The following is a 16,310-nucleotide window of genomic DNA, read 5'->3' as shown; positions in this document are numbered from 1 at the left end:
GCGGGCAAGCCCGGCTCCCACAGTTGACCGAGCGGCATGGGGAGAAGGTGATCGAATGTGGCTTGCCTGCGATGAAGTAGACCCGGTGCAACTGACTATCGACGATTGGCCCAACGCAGTCGTAGCCACTCCAGATCTTCCGGACGGGTCACCTTGATATTATCCGAGCGCCCTTCGATCAAGCGCGGCGCCTGCCCGGACCATTCCATCGCCGAGGCTTCATCAGTGATCAGCGCATCGGCCACCAGGCTGTCGGCCAATGCGCGATGCAAGGCCCCGAGGCGGAACATCTGCGGCGTATAGGCTTGCCAGATCAAACTGCGATCGACGGTCTCCACCACCCGCCCCTGCTTGTCGACGCGCTTGAGGGTATCGCGAGCCGGCACCGCCAGCAGGCCTCCGACCGGATCGTCCGCCAACTCAGCCAGCAATTTATCGAGATCATCACGGCTCAGGTTAGGCCGCGCCGCATCATGCACCAAGACCCAATCGTCATCGCAGGCGCCCAGGGCATTGAGCTGCAGCAGTGCGTTGAGTACCGAGGCCGAACGCTCCGCACCACCGTCTGCGCGTTGGATACGCGGGTCGGCAGCACACGCCAGGGCGGGCCAATAAGGATCATCAGAAGCGAGGCTGACCACCAGGCCCTTGAGCAAGGGGTGGTCGAGGAAACAGCCGAGGCTGTGTTCGAGAATCGTGCGTCCGCCCAGTTGCAGGTATTGCTTGGGACGGTCCGCGGCCATACGGGCACCAACGCCCGCGGCAGGAATCACGGCCCAGAAGGCCGGCAAACGCTGACTCATTGGGCCAACTGGTAGAGGGTTTCACCCTCCTTGACCATGCCCAACTCATGGCGAGCCCGCTCTTCGACGGTCTCCGTGCCCTTTTTCAACTCAAGGACCTCGGCATCGAGGACGCGGTTGCGCTCCAGCAAGCGTTCGTTCTCGGCACGCTGATCGGCAATTTGTTGGGTCAGGTCTTTTACCTGCGCAAAGCTGCCATTACCTACCCATAGGCGGTACTGCAGGCCAGCCAGCAGCAAGAGCAAGACAAGAAACAACCAATTGGGACTGCGCATCGAATATCGGGTATCCAGTGGAAAAAGACAGCCATGCAAAACTTTTGAAGCAACTGATAGCACGAAGCCTGGAAGAACCAGGCTTGTGCTAGATAGTCACCAGATTAGCGCCGAAATTCACCCTGTCGTGAGTTTTCCGACGCAATCCGCCGACTTTTTACCATTTAACCCTCAGCCGCGAAACTCACCGCGACCGTTGTACTTGGCTTTGCCAGCCAGTTGCTCTTCGATACGCAGCAATTGGTTGTACTTGGAAACGCGGTCGGAACGGCACAGCGAGCCGGTCTTGATCTGGCCAGCCGAGGTGCCCACGGCCAGGTCGGCAATGGTCGAGTCTTCGGTTTCGCCGGAGCGGTGCGAGATCACAGCGGTGTAACCCGCGGCCTTGGCCATCTGGATGGCTTCCAGGGTCTCGGTCAGGGTACCAATCTGGTTGAACTTGATCAGGATCGAGTTGGCGATCTTTTTATCGATGCCTTCTTTCAGGATCTTGGTGTTGGTCACGAACAGGTCGTCGCCCACCAGTTGGATCTTCTCGCCGATCTTGTCGGTGAGAATCTTCCAGCCATCCCAGTCGGACTCGTCCAGGCCGTCTTCGATCGAGATGATCGGGTAGCGCTGGGTCAGGCCCTTCAGGTACTCGGCAAAACCTTCGGAGTTGAACACCTGGCCTTCGCCGGACAGGTTGTACTTACCGTCTTCATAGAACTCGCTGGCGGCGCAGTCCAGGGCCAGGGTCACGTCGGTGCCCAGGGTGTAGCCTGCGTTGGCCACGGCTTCGGAGATGACTTTCAGCGCATCTTCGTTGGACGCCAGGTTCGGTGCGAAACCGCCTTCGTCACCGACCGCAGTGCTCAAGCCGCGGGCTTTGAGTACGGCTTTGAGGTGATGGAAAATCTCGGTGCCCATGCGCAGGCCTTCGGAGAAGGTCTTGGCGCCAACCGGCTGCACCATGAATTCCTGGATGTCGACGTTGTTATCGGCATGCTCGCCACCGTTGATGATGTTCATCATCGGTACGGGCATCGAATAGACGCCTGGGGTGCCGTTCAGGTTGGCGATGTGCGCGTACAACGGCAGGTCCTGGTCCTGGGCAGCGGCCTTAGCGGCGGCCAGGGATACGGCGAGGATGGCGTTAGCGCCCAGGCTGCCTTTGTTGTCAGTGCCGTCGAGCATGATCATCGCGTGGTCCAGGGCTTTCTGATCCAGCGGGTCTTTACCCAGCAGCAGGTCACGGATCGGACCATTGATGTTGGCGACAGCCTTGAGGACACCCTTACCCAGGTAACGGCTCTTGTCGCCATCACGCAGTTCCAGCGCTTCGCGCGAACCGGTGGAAGCACCGGACGGCGCACAAGCGCTGCCGATGATGCCGTTATCGAGAAGCACGTCGGCTTCGACGGTGGGGTTGCCACGGGAGTCGAGAACTTCACGACCTTTGATGTCGACGATTTTTGCCATTGTTGTAAACACTCCAAAGTTGACGAAAACGACGCAGCTGAAGGAAAACTTTTGACCGACCGCAAGGGTGGAACAACGGGGCAGGCTTGCAGGCGACAAGACTCAGGCCCGCAGGCCTGAGCGTTTAGCGTGGGATACTCTACCGGAGAAACCCGGCTTACGCGGTCTCTACCGTCGGAAAACTCTTGACCAGTTCGTCCAACTGCTTGAGCTGGGCCAGGAATGGCTCGAGTTTATCCAGGCGCAGGGCACAAGGGCCGTCGCACTTGGCGTTATCCGGGTCCGGGTGGGCTTCCAGGAACAGGCCGGCCAGGGATTGGCTCATGCCGGCCTTGGCCAGGTCAGTGACCTGGGCGCGACGCCCGCCTGCGGAGTCCGAGCGACCACCGGGCATTTGCAGCGCGTGGGTCACGTCGAAGAACACCGGGTATTCGAACTGTTTCATGATGCCGAAACCGAGCATGTCCACCACTAGGTTGTTGTAGCCGAAGCTGGAACCGCGCTCGCAGAGGATCAACTGGTCGTTACCCGCTTCCACGCACTTGCTCAGGATGTGTTTCATTTCCTGAGGCGCAAGGAACTGGGCTTTCTTGATATTGATCACCGCGCCGGTCTTGGCCATGGCGACCACGAGGTCGGTCTGGCGCGACAGAAAGGCCGGCAACTGAATGATGTCACACACTTCGGCGACCACGGCCGCCTGCGCAGGCTCGTGGACGTCGGTGATGACCGGCACGCCGAAGGCTTGCTTGATGTCCTGGAAGATCCGCATGCCTTCTTCAAGGCCTGGGCCGCGATAGGACGTTACGGACGAACGGTTGGCCTTGTCGAAGCTGGCCTTGAATACATAAGGGATGCCCAGCTTCTGGGTGACCCGCACATATTCTTCACAGACCTGCATCGCCATGTCGCGGCTTTCCAGTACGTTCATGCCGCCGAACAGCACCATGGGCTTGTCGTTGGCAATCTCGATATCGCCTACGCGAATGATCTTCTGGGCCATCGGTTTACGCCTTCTTCTGATGTTGCGTCAGTGCAGCTTTGACGAAACCGCTGAACAGTGGGTGACCGTCGCGCGGAGTCGAGGTGAACTCAGGGTGGAACTGGCAAGCCACGAACCACGGATGATCCGGTGCCTCGACCACTTCAACCAATGCGCCATCGCCCGAGCGACCGGAGATTTTCAGGCCGGCCTCTTTGATCTGCGGCAGCAGGTTGTTGTTCACTTCGTAGCGGTGACGGTGACGCTCGACGATCACGTCCTTGCCGTAGCAGTCGTGAACCAGCGAGCCCGGCTCCAGCAGGCAATCCTGCGCGCCCAGGCGCATGGTGCCGCCCAGGTCGGAAGCTTCGGTACGCACTTCGACCGCACCGGTGGCGTCTTCCCACTCGGTGATCAGGCCCACGACCGGGTGACCGCTCTTGCTGTCGAACTCGGTGGAGTTGGCGTCTTTCCAGCCCAACACGTTCCGGGCGAATTCGATGACGGCCACTTGCATGCCCAGGCAGATCCCCAGGTACGGAACCTTGTTCTCACGTGCGTACTGAACGGCCGTGATCTTGCCTTCCACGCCGCGCAAGCCGAAGCCGCCAGGTACGAGGATCGCGTCCACGCCTTCGAGCAGCGCAGTGCCTTGGTTCTCGATGTCTTCGGAATCGATGTAGCGCAGGTTGACCTTGGTGCGGTTGCTGATACCGGCGTGGCTCATCGCTTCGATCAGCGACTTGTACGCGTCCAGCAGCTCCATGTACTTGCCGACCATGGCGATGGTGACTTCGTGCTCAGGGTTGAGCTTGGCGTCGACCACTGCATCCCACTCGGACAAGTCCGCGCCGCCACACTGCAGGCCGAAACGTTCGACCACAAAATCATCCAGACCTTGCGAATGCAGGATCCCCGGGATCTTGTAGATGGTGTCGGCGTCTTCCAGGGCAATTACCGCACGCTCTTCAACGTTGGTGAACTGCGCGATCTTGCGACGCGAGGAAATGTCGATCGGATGATCGGAACGGCAGACCAGCACGTCCGGCTGCAGGCCGATGGAACGCAGCTCCTTGACCGAGTGCTGGGTAGGCTTGGTTTTGGTTTCGCCGGCGGTGGCGATGTATGGCACCAAAGTCAGGTGCATCAGCATCGCGCGCTTGGCGCCGACTTCGAAACGCAACTGACGGATGGCTTCGAGGAACGGTTGGGATTCGATGTCACCCACGGTGCCACCGATCTCGACCATCGCCACGTCAGCATCGCCCGCACCCTTGATGATGCGGCGCTTGATTTCGTCAGTGATGTGCGGAATAACCTGGATGGTCGCGCCCAGGTAGTCACCACGGCGCTCTTTGCGCAGCACGTGTTCGTAGACACGGCCGGTGGTGAAGTTGTTGTTCTGGGTCATGGTCGTGCGGATGAACCGCTCGTAGTGGCCAAGGTCCAGGTCAGTCTCGGCGCCGTCGTGGGTGACGAACACTTCACCGTGCTGGAACGGGCTCATGGTGCCCGGGTCGACGTTGATGTACGGGTCCAGCTTGAGCATGGTGACTTTAAGCCCCCGCGCCTCCAGGATGGCCGCCAATGAAGCGGAGGCAATGCCTTTCCCCAATGAAGAAACAACACCGCCCGTGACGAATATGTAGCGCGTCATGAAAAACCCTAGAAGTCTGCGTTAAAGCGGTCCGAGCCGCCGGGGAAAGCGAAGAGAGGCCGAAGCCCCCGATCACCTGCATTAATCACAGTGCACCTTTCAAAAAAACCGCCGCGTTGTGACAGACCAGCAATGAAACACCGGTACGTTGATCGCTACACATTTTTTGGAATCGCCCAGCAAAGACTGCTTGGTAATCGGCAACTGCTGCGATTCAGGCGAATCCACAGAAGTTGTATCAAGAAGGGAGCGTAGTCTACCGGAAAGGCTCTATCAGCTCAAACCTTGATCGCAAGTCTGTGGCATCCAATGCAATTGCCAGTCCTGACTGGGCGGCGCCCACAATCCCGCAAGGTTGGGCACCCCCACTAAAAATTCTCCTCGATACAGCAGCGGCAATCTGCCACGGACGAAGCCCGGTAAACCGCTTTCGTTGAGCAAGCGCTTCAGATCCCGTCGACCGCGGCCTGGCACATCGACGATTTCACCGCCCTGGCGGTAACGGACCTCCAACGGACCTGCGGGCGCCTTGCCGCAAAATCTCAGCTCACCATTACCGGGTAACCGTAGCGGGCGTTGCGCATCAGACCAGCTCACCGGCACATCGGAAAATTCCGACCAGGAGGAGGGCAACCACCAGATGCGCTCACCGCAACGGTGTAATTGCCCATCAGCCAGAGACCATAACGGTTGTGCGTCGTGCTTGGCATCACGTAAGGATTGCCAGCCGACCCAGTGATCGCTGTCGGGCAGGCGTGTCAGCGGATTCAGCCAATGGCGCAAAGCATTGCGCTGACGGGCATCGGAAAGCTCTCGCAGCGGAGCAAGCGCCAGGGATGGCAAGCCCAACCAGGGAAACGCTGAAGGTTGTTCGGCGGCTTGCAGATCCATCCTGGCCAACTCATCGAGCAGGCCCTGGGCTTCACTCAAGTGCTCGGCGCTGCGGGCCAGGCCGGGGACGGCTTGCGGCCAGCGCTCGGTCAGTATCGGGAATACGCGGTGGCGCAGGTAATTGCGGGAGAAGCGAGTGTCTGCGTTGGAAGGGTCTGCGATCCATTGAAGCTGATGCTCCACGGCATAAGCTTCCAGCTCTGCCCGAGAGACGCCCAACAATGGGCGCACTAAGTGCCCGCCCGCCAACGGACGGTGCACCGGCATGGCTGCCAACCCCCGTACGCCTGCGCCGCGTAACAGCCGAAACAGCAAGGTTTCGGCCTGGTCTTCGCGATGCTGGGCGGTGAGCATCACCTCCCCTGCTCCGATAACCTCGGCAAACGCCTGATAACGCGCATCACGCGCCGCACGCTCGAGACTGGCACCGGACGGCACTTGCACGCGCATGACACGCAAGGGGACTCCCAGGTAGTCGCACACCGACTGGCAATGGCTTGGCCAAGCGTCGGCAGCGGCTTGCAAGCCATGGTGGATATGGACGGCGCTTAGAGGCACAAGGGGTTTGGCGTTGGCCAGGAGATGCAGCAGCACAGTGGAATCGAGACCGCCAGAGAAAGCGATATGCCAAGCCGGGGCGTCGCGCCAGGGGGCCAGGGCTTGCAGGAGTTTGGCGGGCAAAGTTGGTTTCATCAAACGCTACCGCCGCAAATCTGGAATACGTTGACCAAGCATACACAAAGCAAATGTGGGAGAGGGATTGCGCCCCGATTGCTGAGTGTCAGTCCCTGTATTTGCTGACTGATCCACCGCTATCGGGGGCAAGCCCCCTCCCACATTAGTACTGCTGCGACTTTAGAGACCGTAGCTCATCAGGCGCTCATAACGACGAGCCAACAGCGCTTCGTTATCCATCTTCTTGAGCATCGCCAGTTGCGAGCCCAACTCTGCGCGGATGGTCGCGGCAGCGGCAGCCGGGTCACGATGAGCGCCGCCCAGTGGCTCGGCGATCACTTTATCGACGATACCCAGCCCTTTGAGGCGATCGGCGGTGATGCCCATGGCTTCGGCGGCGTCCGGCGCTTTTTCGGCGGTTTTCCACAGGATCGAGGCGCAACCTTCCGGCGAGATCACCGCGTAGGTCGAATATTGCAGCATGTTCAACTGGTCGCAGACGCCAATCGCCAGTGCACCGCCGGAACCACCCTCACCAATCACGGTGGCGATGATCGGCGTTTTCAGGCGGGCCATCACGCGCAGGTTCCAGGCGATCGCCTCGCTCTGGTTGCGCTCTTCGGCGTCGATGCCTGGGTAAGCGCCCGGGGTATCGATAAAGGTCAGGATCGGCATCTTGAAACGCTCGGCCATTTCCATCAGACGGCACGCCTTGCGGTAGCCTTCCGGACGCGGCATACCGAAGTTGCGGCGCACCTTCTCGCGAACTTCACGGCCTTTCTGGTGACCGATCACCATCACTGGCTGGTCGTCCAGACGTGCAATACCGCCCACGATAGCCGCGTCGTCGGAGAAGTGACGATCACCGTGCAGCTCGTCGAACTCGGTAAAAATGTGCTGGATGTAATCCAGGGTGTAAGGCCGGCGCGGGTGGCGGGCCAGGCGCGCGATCTGCCAGCTGGTCAGTTTGCCGAAGATGTCTTCGGTGAGCGCGCTGCTCTTGTCTTGCAGGCGGGCGATCTCATCGCCGATATTCAGCGAATTGTCATTGCCGACCAGGCGCAGCTCTTCGATCTTGGCTTGCAGGTCAGCGATCGGCTGTTCGAAATCAAGAAAATTCGGGTTCATAAGCGTCCGTCTTGGGTCGACGGCCAGGGAGTGCCTGGCCAGCCGGTTGTCTATTCGCGCCCTACCTTAAGGGAGAGGCGCGTTTAGGTCGAGATTAAATGTTTTGTCGATCACGCTGAATGCCACTACCGGGCCAGCCATCAACGGTATTGGAGGAAGACGTTGTCTCGCCCGAACTGGTCACGCAAAGCTTGAATCAAGCCGTCGGCGGGATCAATTCGCCAAGTCTCGCCAAACTGGAGCATGGCCTTGGCATCGTTACCGGTGTACTCCATGGTCACCGGGCACGCGCCCCGGTGCCGCTTGAGCAGCTCACCCAACCAGCGTAGCTGATCGCCCTTGAGCGCCTCGGTTTTAACTTTCAGGCGCAGGCTTTCGGCCAGGTTGGTGCGGGCATCTTCCATGCTCATTACACGCTTGATCCGCAGGCGCAGGCCGCCGGAGAAGTCGTCGTTGCTGACCTCCCCTTCCACCACCACCATGGCGTCGGTCTGCAACAGCGACTGAGCGGAGTGGAACGCATCGGCGAACAATGAGGCTTCGATCCGGCCCGAACGGTCGTCAAGGGTGATGAACCCCATCTTGTCGCCCTTTTTGTTTTTCATCACCCGCAGCGCAATGATCATGCCGGCCACGGTCTGGGTATCCCGCGCCGGTTTCAGGTCGATGATGCGCTGACGGGCGAAACGGCGGATTTCGCCTTCGTACTCGTCGATCGGGTGGCCGGTGAGATAGAGCCCCAGGGTGTCTTTTTCGCCCTTGAGGCGCTCCTTGAGGGTTAACTCCTTGGCCTTGCGGTGATTGGCGTACACGTCCGCGTCTTCTTCGACGAACAAACCGCCGAACAGGTCGGCATGCCCGCTGTCGTGGGTGCGGGCGGTCTGTTCGGCGGCCTTGATCGCTTCTTCCATGGCGGCCAGCAGCACCGCGCGGTTGCGGTCGATATTGGCCTGATAAGCCTTGGGCTCATCATGGAAATACGGGCCGAGACGGTCGAGTGCGCCACTGCGGATCAAGCCATCCAAGGTGCGCTTGTTAATACGTTTGAGATCGACCCGCGCGCAGAAGTCGAACAGATCTTTGAAAGGCCCGTCCTGACGCGCTTCGGTGATGGCTTCCACCGGGCCTTCGCCCACGCCCTTGATCGCGCCCAGGCCATAAATAATGCGGCCTTCGTCGTTGACCGTGAACTTGAACTCCGAGGCGTTCACGTCCGGCGCGTCGAGGCGCAGCTTCATGGTGCGCACTTCCTCGATCAAGGTCACGACCTTGTCGGTGTTGTGCATATCCGCCGACAGCACCGCAGCCATGAATGGCGCCGGATAGTGCGCTTTCAACCAGGCGGTCTGGTACGAAACCAAGCCATAGGCGGCAGAGTGGGACTTGTTGAAGCCGTAACCGGCGAATTTCTCCACCAGGTCGAAGATGTTACCTGCCAGATCGGCGTCGATATTGTTAGTGGCGCACCCCTCAATGAAACCGCCACGCTGCTTGGCCATTTCCTCAGGCTTCTTCTTACCCATCGCGCGACGCAGCATGTCGGCGCCGCCCAGGGTATAGCCCGCCATCACCTGAGCAATCTGCATCACCTGTTCCTGATACAGGATGATGCCGTAGGTCGGCGCCAATACTGGCTTGAGGCCTTCATACTGGTAATCGGAATGCGGGTACGCCAGCTCGGCACGCCCGTGCTTACGGTTGATGAAGTCATCCACCATGCCTGATTGCAGCGGGCCCGGACGGAACAGGGCCACCAGTGCGATCAAGTCTTCCAGGCAGTCGGGCTTGAGCTTTTTGATCAGCTCTTTCATACCGCGGGATTCAAGCTGGAACACCGCCGTGGTTTCGGCTTTTTGCAGCAGGGTGTAGGTCGGCTTGTCGTCCAGCGGAATAAAGGCGATATCCAGTGGTTCCTCGCCCACCTTGGCGCGGTCGCGGTTGATGGTTTTGAGGGCCCAGTCGATGATGGTCAGGGTACGCAGGCCGAGGAAGTCGAACTTCACCAGGCCGGCCGCCTCCACGTCATCTTTGTCGAACTGGGTTACCAGGCCGTCGCCTTCTTCGTCGCAATAGATCGGCGAAAAATCGGTGAGTTTGGTAGGCGCGATCACCACGCCACCGGCGTGCTTACCGACGTTACGCACTACGCCCTCAAGTTTGCGGGCCATCTCCCAGATTTCGGCGGCTTCTTCGTCGACTTTGATGAAATCGCGCAGGATCTCTTCCTGCTCGTAAGCCTTCTCCAGGGTCATGCCGACTTCGAACGGGATCATCTTCGACAGACGATCAGCCAGGCCGTAGGACTTGCCCTGCACCCGCGCCACGTCGCGGATCACCGCCTTGGCCGCCATGGAACCGAAGGTAATGATCTGGCTCACGGCGTTGCGGCCATATTTTTCGGCCACGTATTCGATCACACGGTCGCGACCGTCCATGCAGAAGTCGACGTCGAAGTCGGGCATGGACACCCGCTCCGGGTTCAGGAATCGCTCGAACAGCAGGTCGTATTCCAACGGGTCAAGGTCGGTGATCTTCTGCACATAGGCCACCAGCGAGCCAGCACCTGACCCCCGGCCCGGGCCCACCGGCACTCCGTTGTTCTTGGCCCACTGAATAAAGTCCATCACGATCAGGAAGTAACCGGGGAACCCCATCTGGATAATGATATCCAGCTCGAAATTCAACCGGTCGACATAGACCTGGCGCTTGGCTTCGTAGTCTTCGGTGGTTTCCTTGGGCAGCAGGACCGCCAGCCGCTCCTCAAGGCCATCGAACGAGACCTTGCGGAAATATTCATCGATGGTCATGCCATCGGGAATCGGGAAGTTAGGCAGGAAGTGCTTGCCCAGCTTCACTTCGATATTGCAGCGCTTGGCGATCTCGACAGAGTTTTCCAGGGCCTCGGGCAGATCGCTGAACAGCTCGGCCATTTCTTCGGCGCTTTTAAGGTACTGCTCTTCGCTGTAATTCTTCGAACGGCGCGGGTCATCCAGGGCTCGGCCTTCGCCGATGCACACGCGGGTTTCGTGGGCCTCGAAATCTTCCTTCTTGATAAAGCGCACATCATTGGTCGCCACCAGCGGCGCACCGAGTTTGTCGGCCAATGCTACGGCGGCGTGCAGGTGCTCTTCATCGTTGGGCCGATTGGTGCGCTGCACTTCCAAATAGAAACGGTCGGGAAAAACCTGCATCCACTCGCGGGCCAGCACTTCGGCTTCCTGAGGATTGCCGCCCAGCAGCGCGATACCGATCTCGCCCTCTTTAGCGGCGGACAGCATGATCAGCCCTTCGCTGGCTTCGGCCACCCACTCGCGCTCGATGATGATCGAGCCATTGCGCTGACCGTCGATAAAACCGCGGGAAATCAGTTCGGTGAGGTTGCGATAGCCGACGCCGTTCATCGCCAATAGGCTGATGCGGCTCAAGGGGTTGTCGGGGTCTTTGTTGGATAGCCACAGGTCGGCGCCGCAGATCGGCTTGATGCCGGCGGCCATGGCATTTTTGTAGAACTTGACCAGGGAACACATGTTGTTCTGATCAGTCACCGCCACCGCAGGCATGTTCATGCCCACCAGGGTTTTGACCAGGGGTTTGATCCGTACCAGGCCGTCGACCAGGGAATATTCAGTGTGCAGGCGCAGGTGAACGAATGAAGCCGGCATAGTGATCCTGTTCTAATACATGGAGACAACAAGGCCCGGATTGTACCGGGCCTTGGCAAAAACATCAGCCTCGCGACTAAACCTCGCTGAAGCTCTCGCGCAGCTCGTAAGCCTGGCGCACCGGGGCGAAGGAGCGGCGATGAATCGGCGTCGGGCCGAGGCGTGCGAGAGCTTCCAGATGAACGGGCGTCGGGTAGCCTTTATGCCCGCCGATGCCATAGCCTGGATAGATCAGTTCAAATGCAGCCATTTCCCGATCACGACTGACTTTGGCCAGAATCGAGGCCGCGGCAATCGCCGGCACCTTGCTATCACCCTTGACCACCGCTTCCGACGGCATGCTCAATTTCGGGCAACGGTTGCCGTCGATCATCGCCATCTTCGGCGTGATGTGCAGGCCTTCGACCGCACGCTGCATCGCCAGCATTGTGGCGTGGAGAATATTGAGCGTGTCGATTTCTTCGACTTCGGCCCGGGCGATATGCCAACTCAAGGCTTTTTCACAGATCTCGTCATACAGCTTTTCACGGCGCGCTTCGGTGAGTTTTTTCGAATCGTTCAGTCCCAGGATCGGTCGATTCGGATCCAGAATGACCGCCGCCGTGACCACCGCACCACACAGTGGGCCACGTCCTACCTCATCGACGCCGGCCACCAGTTCATGGGCTTGGGCAACCAGGCTGAAATCCAGGCCCATTTGCGTACTCATAAAGCGTCCTGTTGTTTGCCGATCAAGTTCAGCACGGCGTCGGCCGCCTGGTTCGAGGCATCACGGCGCAACGTGCGGTGAATGGCGTCGAACCCACGGGTCTGTTCTTCGCCGCCGTCGATCAAGGGTAGTAGGGTTTGCGCCAGGGCGTCCGGTGTCGCATCGTCCTGCAACAACTCCGGCACCAACAGGCGTTGGGCCAACAGGTTGGGCAGGGAGATGTAAGGGCTCTTGACCATGCGCTTGAGAATCCAGAAGGTCAGCGGCGCCAAACGATAGGCCACCACCATAGGGCGCTTGTACAGCAAGGCCTCCAGCGTGGCAGTACCCGAAGCGATCATGACTGCATCGCACGCCGCCAAGGCCAGATGGGACTGGCCATCCAGCAAGGTCAACGGCAGGTCGCGGCCTGGCAGCAGCGCTTCGATCTGCGCACGACGTTGCGGGCTGGCACAAGGCAATACAAACCGCACGCCAGGCTTGAGGACCATCAGGCGCTCGGCTGCATCAAAGAAGACGCCGGCCAAACGTCCGACTTCACCGCCTCGGCTGCCCGGCATCAGCGCCACCAGCGGACCTTCTGGCAAGCCCAGTTCGGCGCGGGCCGCGGCTCGGTCGGCGTGCAGGGGAATGGCGTCGGCCAGGGTGTGCCCGACAAACCGCACCGGCACGCCCTTCTCTTCGTAGAACTTGGCCTCGAACGGCAACAGGGTCAGCATCAGGTCGCAACCCTCGCGAATCTTCAGCACGCGCTTCTGCCGCCAGGCCCACACGGACGGACTGACATAATGCACGGTCTTGATCCCGGCCTGACGCAGCTTGAGTTCGATATTGAGGGTGAAATCCGGTGCGTCGATGCCGATAAAAACGTCAGGTTTTTCTTCAATCAAGGTCTGGATCAGCAGTTTGCGCCGCGCCAGCAACTCGCGCAGACGACCCAATACTTCCACCAGCCCCATGACCGACAAGCGCTCCATGGGAAAGTAGGACGCCAGGCCTTCAGCCTGCATCAGCGGGCCGCCAACACCGATAAACTCCACCGCCGGATGCTGAGCCTTGAGTGCTCGCATAAGACCTGCGCCCAAAATATCGCCGGAAGCTTCTCCGGCCACCAGCGCTATACGCAGATTGGCCATGGTCAGCGGGTGATGCCGCGCGTCGACGCCTGGATCGAGTCACGGAACACCGCAACTTCCGGGAACAACGCAGCCGGCTCGGTCAGTTGGGTCAGTGCCTGCTCCACGGTCAGCCCCTGGCGGTAAACCACCTTATAGGCGCGACGCAGAGCATGGATGGCATCATCGCTGAACCCGCGACGACGCATGCCTTCGAAATTCATGCTACGCGCTTCGGCCGGGTTGCCGAATACCGTGACATACGCCGGAACGTCCTTGCCGATCGCGGTCCCCATGCCGGAGAAGCTATGGGCGCCAATATGGCAATACTGATGCACCAGGGTAAAACCGGACAGAATCGCCCAGTCATCAACATGAACATGCCCAGCCAACGCGGTGTTATTGACCAGGATGCAGTGGTTGCCGATGACGCTGTCATGACCGATATGGGCGTACGCCATAACCAGGTTGTGATCACCCAAGGTGGTTTCGGCGCGATCCTGCACGGTACCGCGATGAATGGTCACGCCTTCTCGGATGATGTTGTGATCACCGATGACCAAGCGCGTTTCTTCACCCTTGTACTTCATGTCCGGCGTGTCTTCGCCCACCGAGGAGAACTGGTAGATGCGATTGTGTTTGCCAATGCGGGTCGGACCTTTGAGGATCACATGCGGCCCGATGACAGTCCCCTCGCCGATTTCCACACCTGCGCCGATGATCGACCAAGGGCCGACCTCAACGTCGGCGGCCAGTACGGCCGACGGATCGATGATTGCGCGAGGGTCAATCAAACTCATAGTTTGCGTTCCGCACAGATGATCTCGGCGGAGCACACCGCCTTGCCATCCACCGAGGCCTGGCACTCGAACTTCCAGATCTGGCGCTTGCAGCTGATGAACTTGGCTTCAAGGACCAACTGGTCACCTGGAGTGACCGGGTTGCGGAAACGCAGCTTGTCCGAGCCCACGAAATAGTAAAGCGTGCCATCGGCGGGCTTGAGGTCGAGCATTTTGAAACCAAGGATACCGGCAGCCTGGGCCATAGCTTCGATAATCAACACGCCCGGCATGATCGGGTGTGCGGGAAAGTGACCATTGAAGAACGGTTCGTTGATGCTGACATTCTTGTAGGCGCGAATGCGCTTTTCCTCAACATTGAGGTCCACTACACGATCCACCAGCAGGAACGGGTAACGGTGAGGCAGGTATTCGCGAATCTCGTTGATGTCCATCATTTCGGGGGGAAGCCTGTAATAAAGATTGGGGGCGGGCGGACTAAAAGCACGCCCCGCTAGCAAATCAAGGAGGCAGTCTAGCGGCTGTACACACTTGATATGAAAATGGTATCAGCCTTCTGATGAAGCATTACTGCCAGGGGTCACTTCTCCAACACGCTTTTCCAGCTGTTTGAGACGTCGAGCCATATCGTCAAGCTGCCGCAAACGCGCCGCACTCTTACGCCACTCGGCCGCAGGTTGCATGGCGGTACCGGAAGAGTAGGCACCCGGCTCGGTAATCGAGTGAGTCACCATGGTCATACCGGTGATGAAGACGTTGTCGCAGATATCAATATGCCCTACCAGCCCAACACCCCCGGCGAGCATGCAGTGCTTGCCAATTCGGGTACTGCCGGAAATCCCCACGCATGCGGCCATGGCGGTGTGATCGCCAATCTGCACGTTGTGGGCGATCTGGATCTGGTTGTCGAGCTTCACGCCGTTACCGATCACGGTATCGGCCAAGGCCCCGCGATCAACCGCTGTGTTCACGCCGATTTCCACGTCGTCGCCGATCAAAACGCCACCGACCTGGGCAATTTTGTGCCAGACGCCTTTGGCGTTGGCAAAGCCAAAGCCTTCGCCGCCGATTACTGCGCCCGATTGGATAACCACACGCTGACCGATCCGCACATCGTGGTACAAAGTCACGCGCGGCGCGAGCCAGCCATCAGCACCGATCTCGCAACGCGCACCGATAAAGCAATGAGCTCCCACCGTAACGCCCGCAGCAATGCGCGCACCACTCTCGATCACCGCAAACGCACCAATGCTGGCCGCAGGGTCAACCAGGGCGTCATCGGCGATCATCGCTGACGGGTGAATGCCGCCGGCCGCCTTGGGTTTTGGATCGAACAGGTGCGAAACCTTGGCATACGCCAGGTACGGGTCGCCCACCACCAGCGCATCCCCGGCAAAACCTTCGGCGTCGGCGGCTTTGAGCAACACGGCTGCGGCGCGGCTGTCGACGAGGTATTTACGGTATTGAGGGTTTGCGAGGAAGCTCAACTGAGCTGGGCCAGCCTCCTGCAAGGTGGCTAGCCCAGTGATTTCCTTCTCCGGGGAGCCACGCAATGTGGCCCCCAGGAACTCGGCCAACTCGCCGAGCTTGATAGTCGCGGTCATGGCTTACTTCAGCTGGTTCATGCGCTCGATCACCTGACGGGTGATGTCGTATTGAGGCTTGACGTCGATCACAGCGCCACGCTCGAACACCAAGTCAAAGGCACCTTTCTTGATGACTTCTTCCACGGCGCTGTCGAGTTTAGGCTTAAGCTGCTTGAGCATTTCGCGGTCGGCAACAGCCTTGGCTTCGTTCAGCTCCTTGGATTGGAACTGGTAGTCACGGGCCTTTTGCTTGAATTCCAACTCCAGACGCTCACGCTCGCCTTGCTGCATCTTGTCGCCACCAGCCACCAGACGGTCCTGGATGCCCTTGGCACTGCTTTCCAGGGTCTTGAGCTTGGTCAGTTGCGGACCGAATTTCTTTTCAGCGTCCACGGCGTATTTTTTGGCCGCGTCGGACTCCAGCAGCGCCATCTGATAGTTCAGGACGGCGATTTTCATTTCGGCGAAGGCCGGGGTCGCTACCAGCACGGTTGCCAGCAGAACCAATTGAGTCAACTTACGCACGATGTACTCCTACAGAATCCGTTGTCGTTATCTTAGGTCAG

Annotated in this window: 14 protein-coding genes; all 14 read right to left on the bottom strand. The window is 59.4% G+C overall.

What is annotated here, in order from left to right:
- Nucleotides 1-95: 95 nt before the first annotated feature.
- A complete protein-coding gene (gene ispD / locus QRN41_RS18860; protein ID WP_034137249.1) occupies nucleotides 96-803 on the bottom strand; it encodes a 2-C-methyl-D-erythritol 4-phosphate cytidylyltransferase in 708 nt (235 codons plus the stop codon).
- Nucleotides 800-1,078, bottom strand: a complete 279-nt coding sequence (gene ftsB, locus QRN41_RS18855; RefSeq protein WP_034096256.1) for a cell division protein FtsB — start codon at nucleotides 1,076-1,078, stop codon at nucleotides 800-802. Before ftsB ends, ispD begins: the two co-directional genes overlap by 4 nt.
- A 171-nt stretch (nucleotides 1,079-1,249) precedes the next feature.
- Entirely contained in the window at nucleotides 1,250-2,539 is a 1,290-nt protein-coding gene (eno, locus tag QRN41_RS18850; RefSeq protein ID WP_167416438.1) for a phosphopyruvate hydratase, read from the bottom strand.
- Nucleotides 2,540-2,696: 157 nt separating this feature from the next.
- Nucleotides 2,697-3,542 carry a 3-deoxy-8-phosphooctulonate synthase gene (kdsA, locus tag QRN41_RS18845; RefSeq protein WP_034096254.1) on the bottom strand — a complete coding sequence of 282 codons (846 nt, stop codon included), beginning with the start codon at nucleotides 3,540-3,542 and terminating at the stop codon, nucleotides 2,697-2,699.
- A 4-nt stretch (nucleotides 3,543-3,546) separates the two neighbouring features.
- Nucleotides 3,547-5,178, bottom strand: coding sequence for a CTP synthase (gene pyrG, locus QRN41_RS18840; RefSeq protein WP_034096253.1), 1,632 nt, complete (start codon nucleotides 5,176-5,178; stop codon nucleotides 3,547-3,549).
- A gap of 273 nt (nucleotides 5,179-5,451) precedes the next feature.
- Nucleotides 5,452-6,762, bottom strand: a complete 1,311-nt coding sequence (gene tilS / locus QRN41_RS18835; protein WP_285421983.1) for a tRNA lysidine(34) synthetase TilS — start codon at nucleotides 6,760-6,762, stop codon at nucleotides 5,452-5,454.
- A 162-nt stretch (nucleotides 6,763-6,924) separates the two neighbouring features.
- Nucleotides 6,925-7,872: an acetyl-CoA carboxylase carboxyltransferase subunit alpha gene (locus tag QRN41_RS18830; RefSeq protein WP_169867434.1), complete on the bottom strand. Its 948-nt coding sequence runs from the start codon at nucleotides 7,870-7,872 to the stop codon at nucleotides 6,925-6,927.
- Nucleotides 7,873-8,012: 140 nt separating this feature from the next.
- Nucleotides 8,013-11,534 carry a DNA polymerase III subunit alpha gene (dnaE, locus tag QRN41_RS18825; protein ID WP_034096250.1) on the bottom strand — a complete coding sequence of 1,174 codons (3,522 nt, stop codon included), beginning with the start codon at nucleotides 11,532-11,534 and terminating at the stop codon, nucleotides 8,013-8,015.
- Between the two features lie 76 nt (nucleotides 11,535-11,610).
- Nucleotides 11,611-12,243, bottom strand: coding sequence for a ribonuclease HII (gene rnhB, locus QRN41_RS18820; RefSeq protein WP_034096249.1), 633 nt, complete (start codon nucleotides 12,241-12,243; stop codon nucleotides 11,611-11,613).
- Nucleotides 12,240-13,379 (bottom strand): lipid-A-disaccharide synthase, encoded by a 1,140-nt coding sequence (gene lpxB / locus QRN41_RS18815; RefSeq protein WP_167416435.1) that lies wholly within the window; start codon nucleotides 13,377-13,379, stop codon nucleotides 12,240-12,242. Before lpxB ends, rnhB begins: the two co-directional genes overlap by 4 nt.
- 2 nt (nucleotides 13,380-13,381) lie before the next feature.
- Nucleotides 13,382-14,158, bottom strand: a complete 777-nt coding sequence (gene lpxA, locus QRN41_RS18810) for an acyl-ACP--UDP-N-acetylglucosamine O-acyltransferase (protein WP_034096247.1) — start codon at nucleotides 14,156-14,158, stop codon at nucleotides 13,382-13,384.
- Nucleotides 14,155-14,595: a 3-hydroxyacyl-ACP dehydratase FabZ gene (gene fabZ, locus QRN41_RS18805; protein ID WP_034137246.1), complete on the bottom strand. Its 441-nt coding sequence runs from the start codon at nucleotides 14,593-14,595 to the stop codon at nucleotides 14,155-14,157. Before fabZ ends, lpxA begins: the two co-directional genes overlap by 4 nt.
- A 111-nt stretch (nucleotides 14,596-14,706) precedes the next feature.
- Nucleotides 14,707-15,762 (bottom strand): UDP-3-O-(3-hydroxymyristoyl)glucosamine N-acyltransferase, encoded by a 1,056-nt coding sequence (lpxD, locus tag QRN41_RS18800; RefSeq protein WP_167416434.1) that lies wholly within the window; start codon nucleotides 15,760-15,762, stop codon nucleotides 14,707-14,709.
- A 3-nt stretch (nucleotides 15,763-15,765) separates the two neighbouring features.
- On the bottom strand, nucleotides 15,766-16,269 hold the full coding sequence (locus QRN41_RS18795) for an OmpH/Skp family outer membrane protein (RefSeq protein ID WP_003219314.1): 504 nt from the start codon (nucleotides 16,267-16,269) through the stop codon (nucleotides 15,766-15,768).
- Nucleotides 16,270-16,310: the final 41 nt, after the last annotated feature.

The sequence above is a fragment of the Pseudomonas sp. efr-133-TYG-23 genome (assembly GCF_030209215.1).
Classification (GTDB): Bacteria; Pseudomonadota; Gammaproteobacteria; order Pseudomonadales; family Pseudomonadaceae; genus Aquipseudomonas; species Aquipseudomonas rhodesiae.
This window is presented reverse-complemented; position numbering and strand designations above follow the sequence as displayed.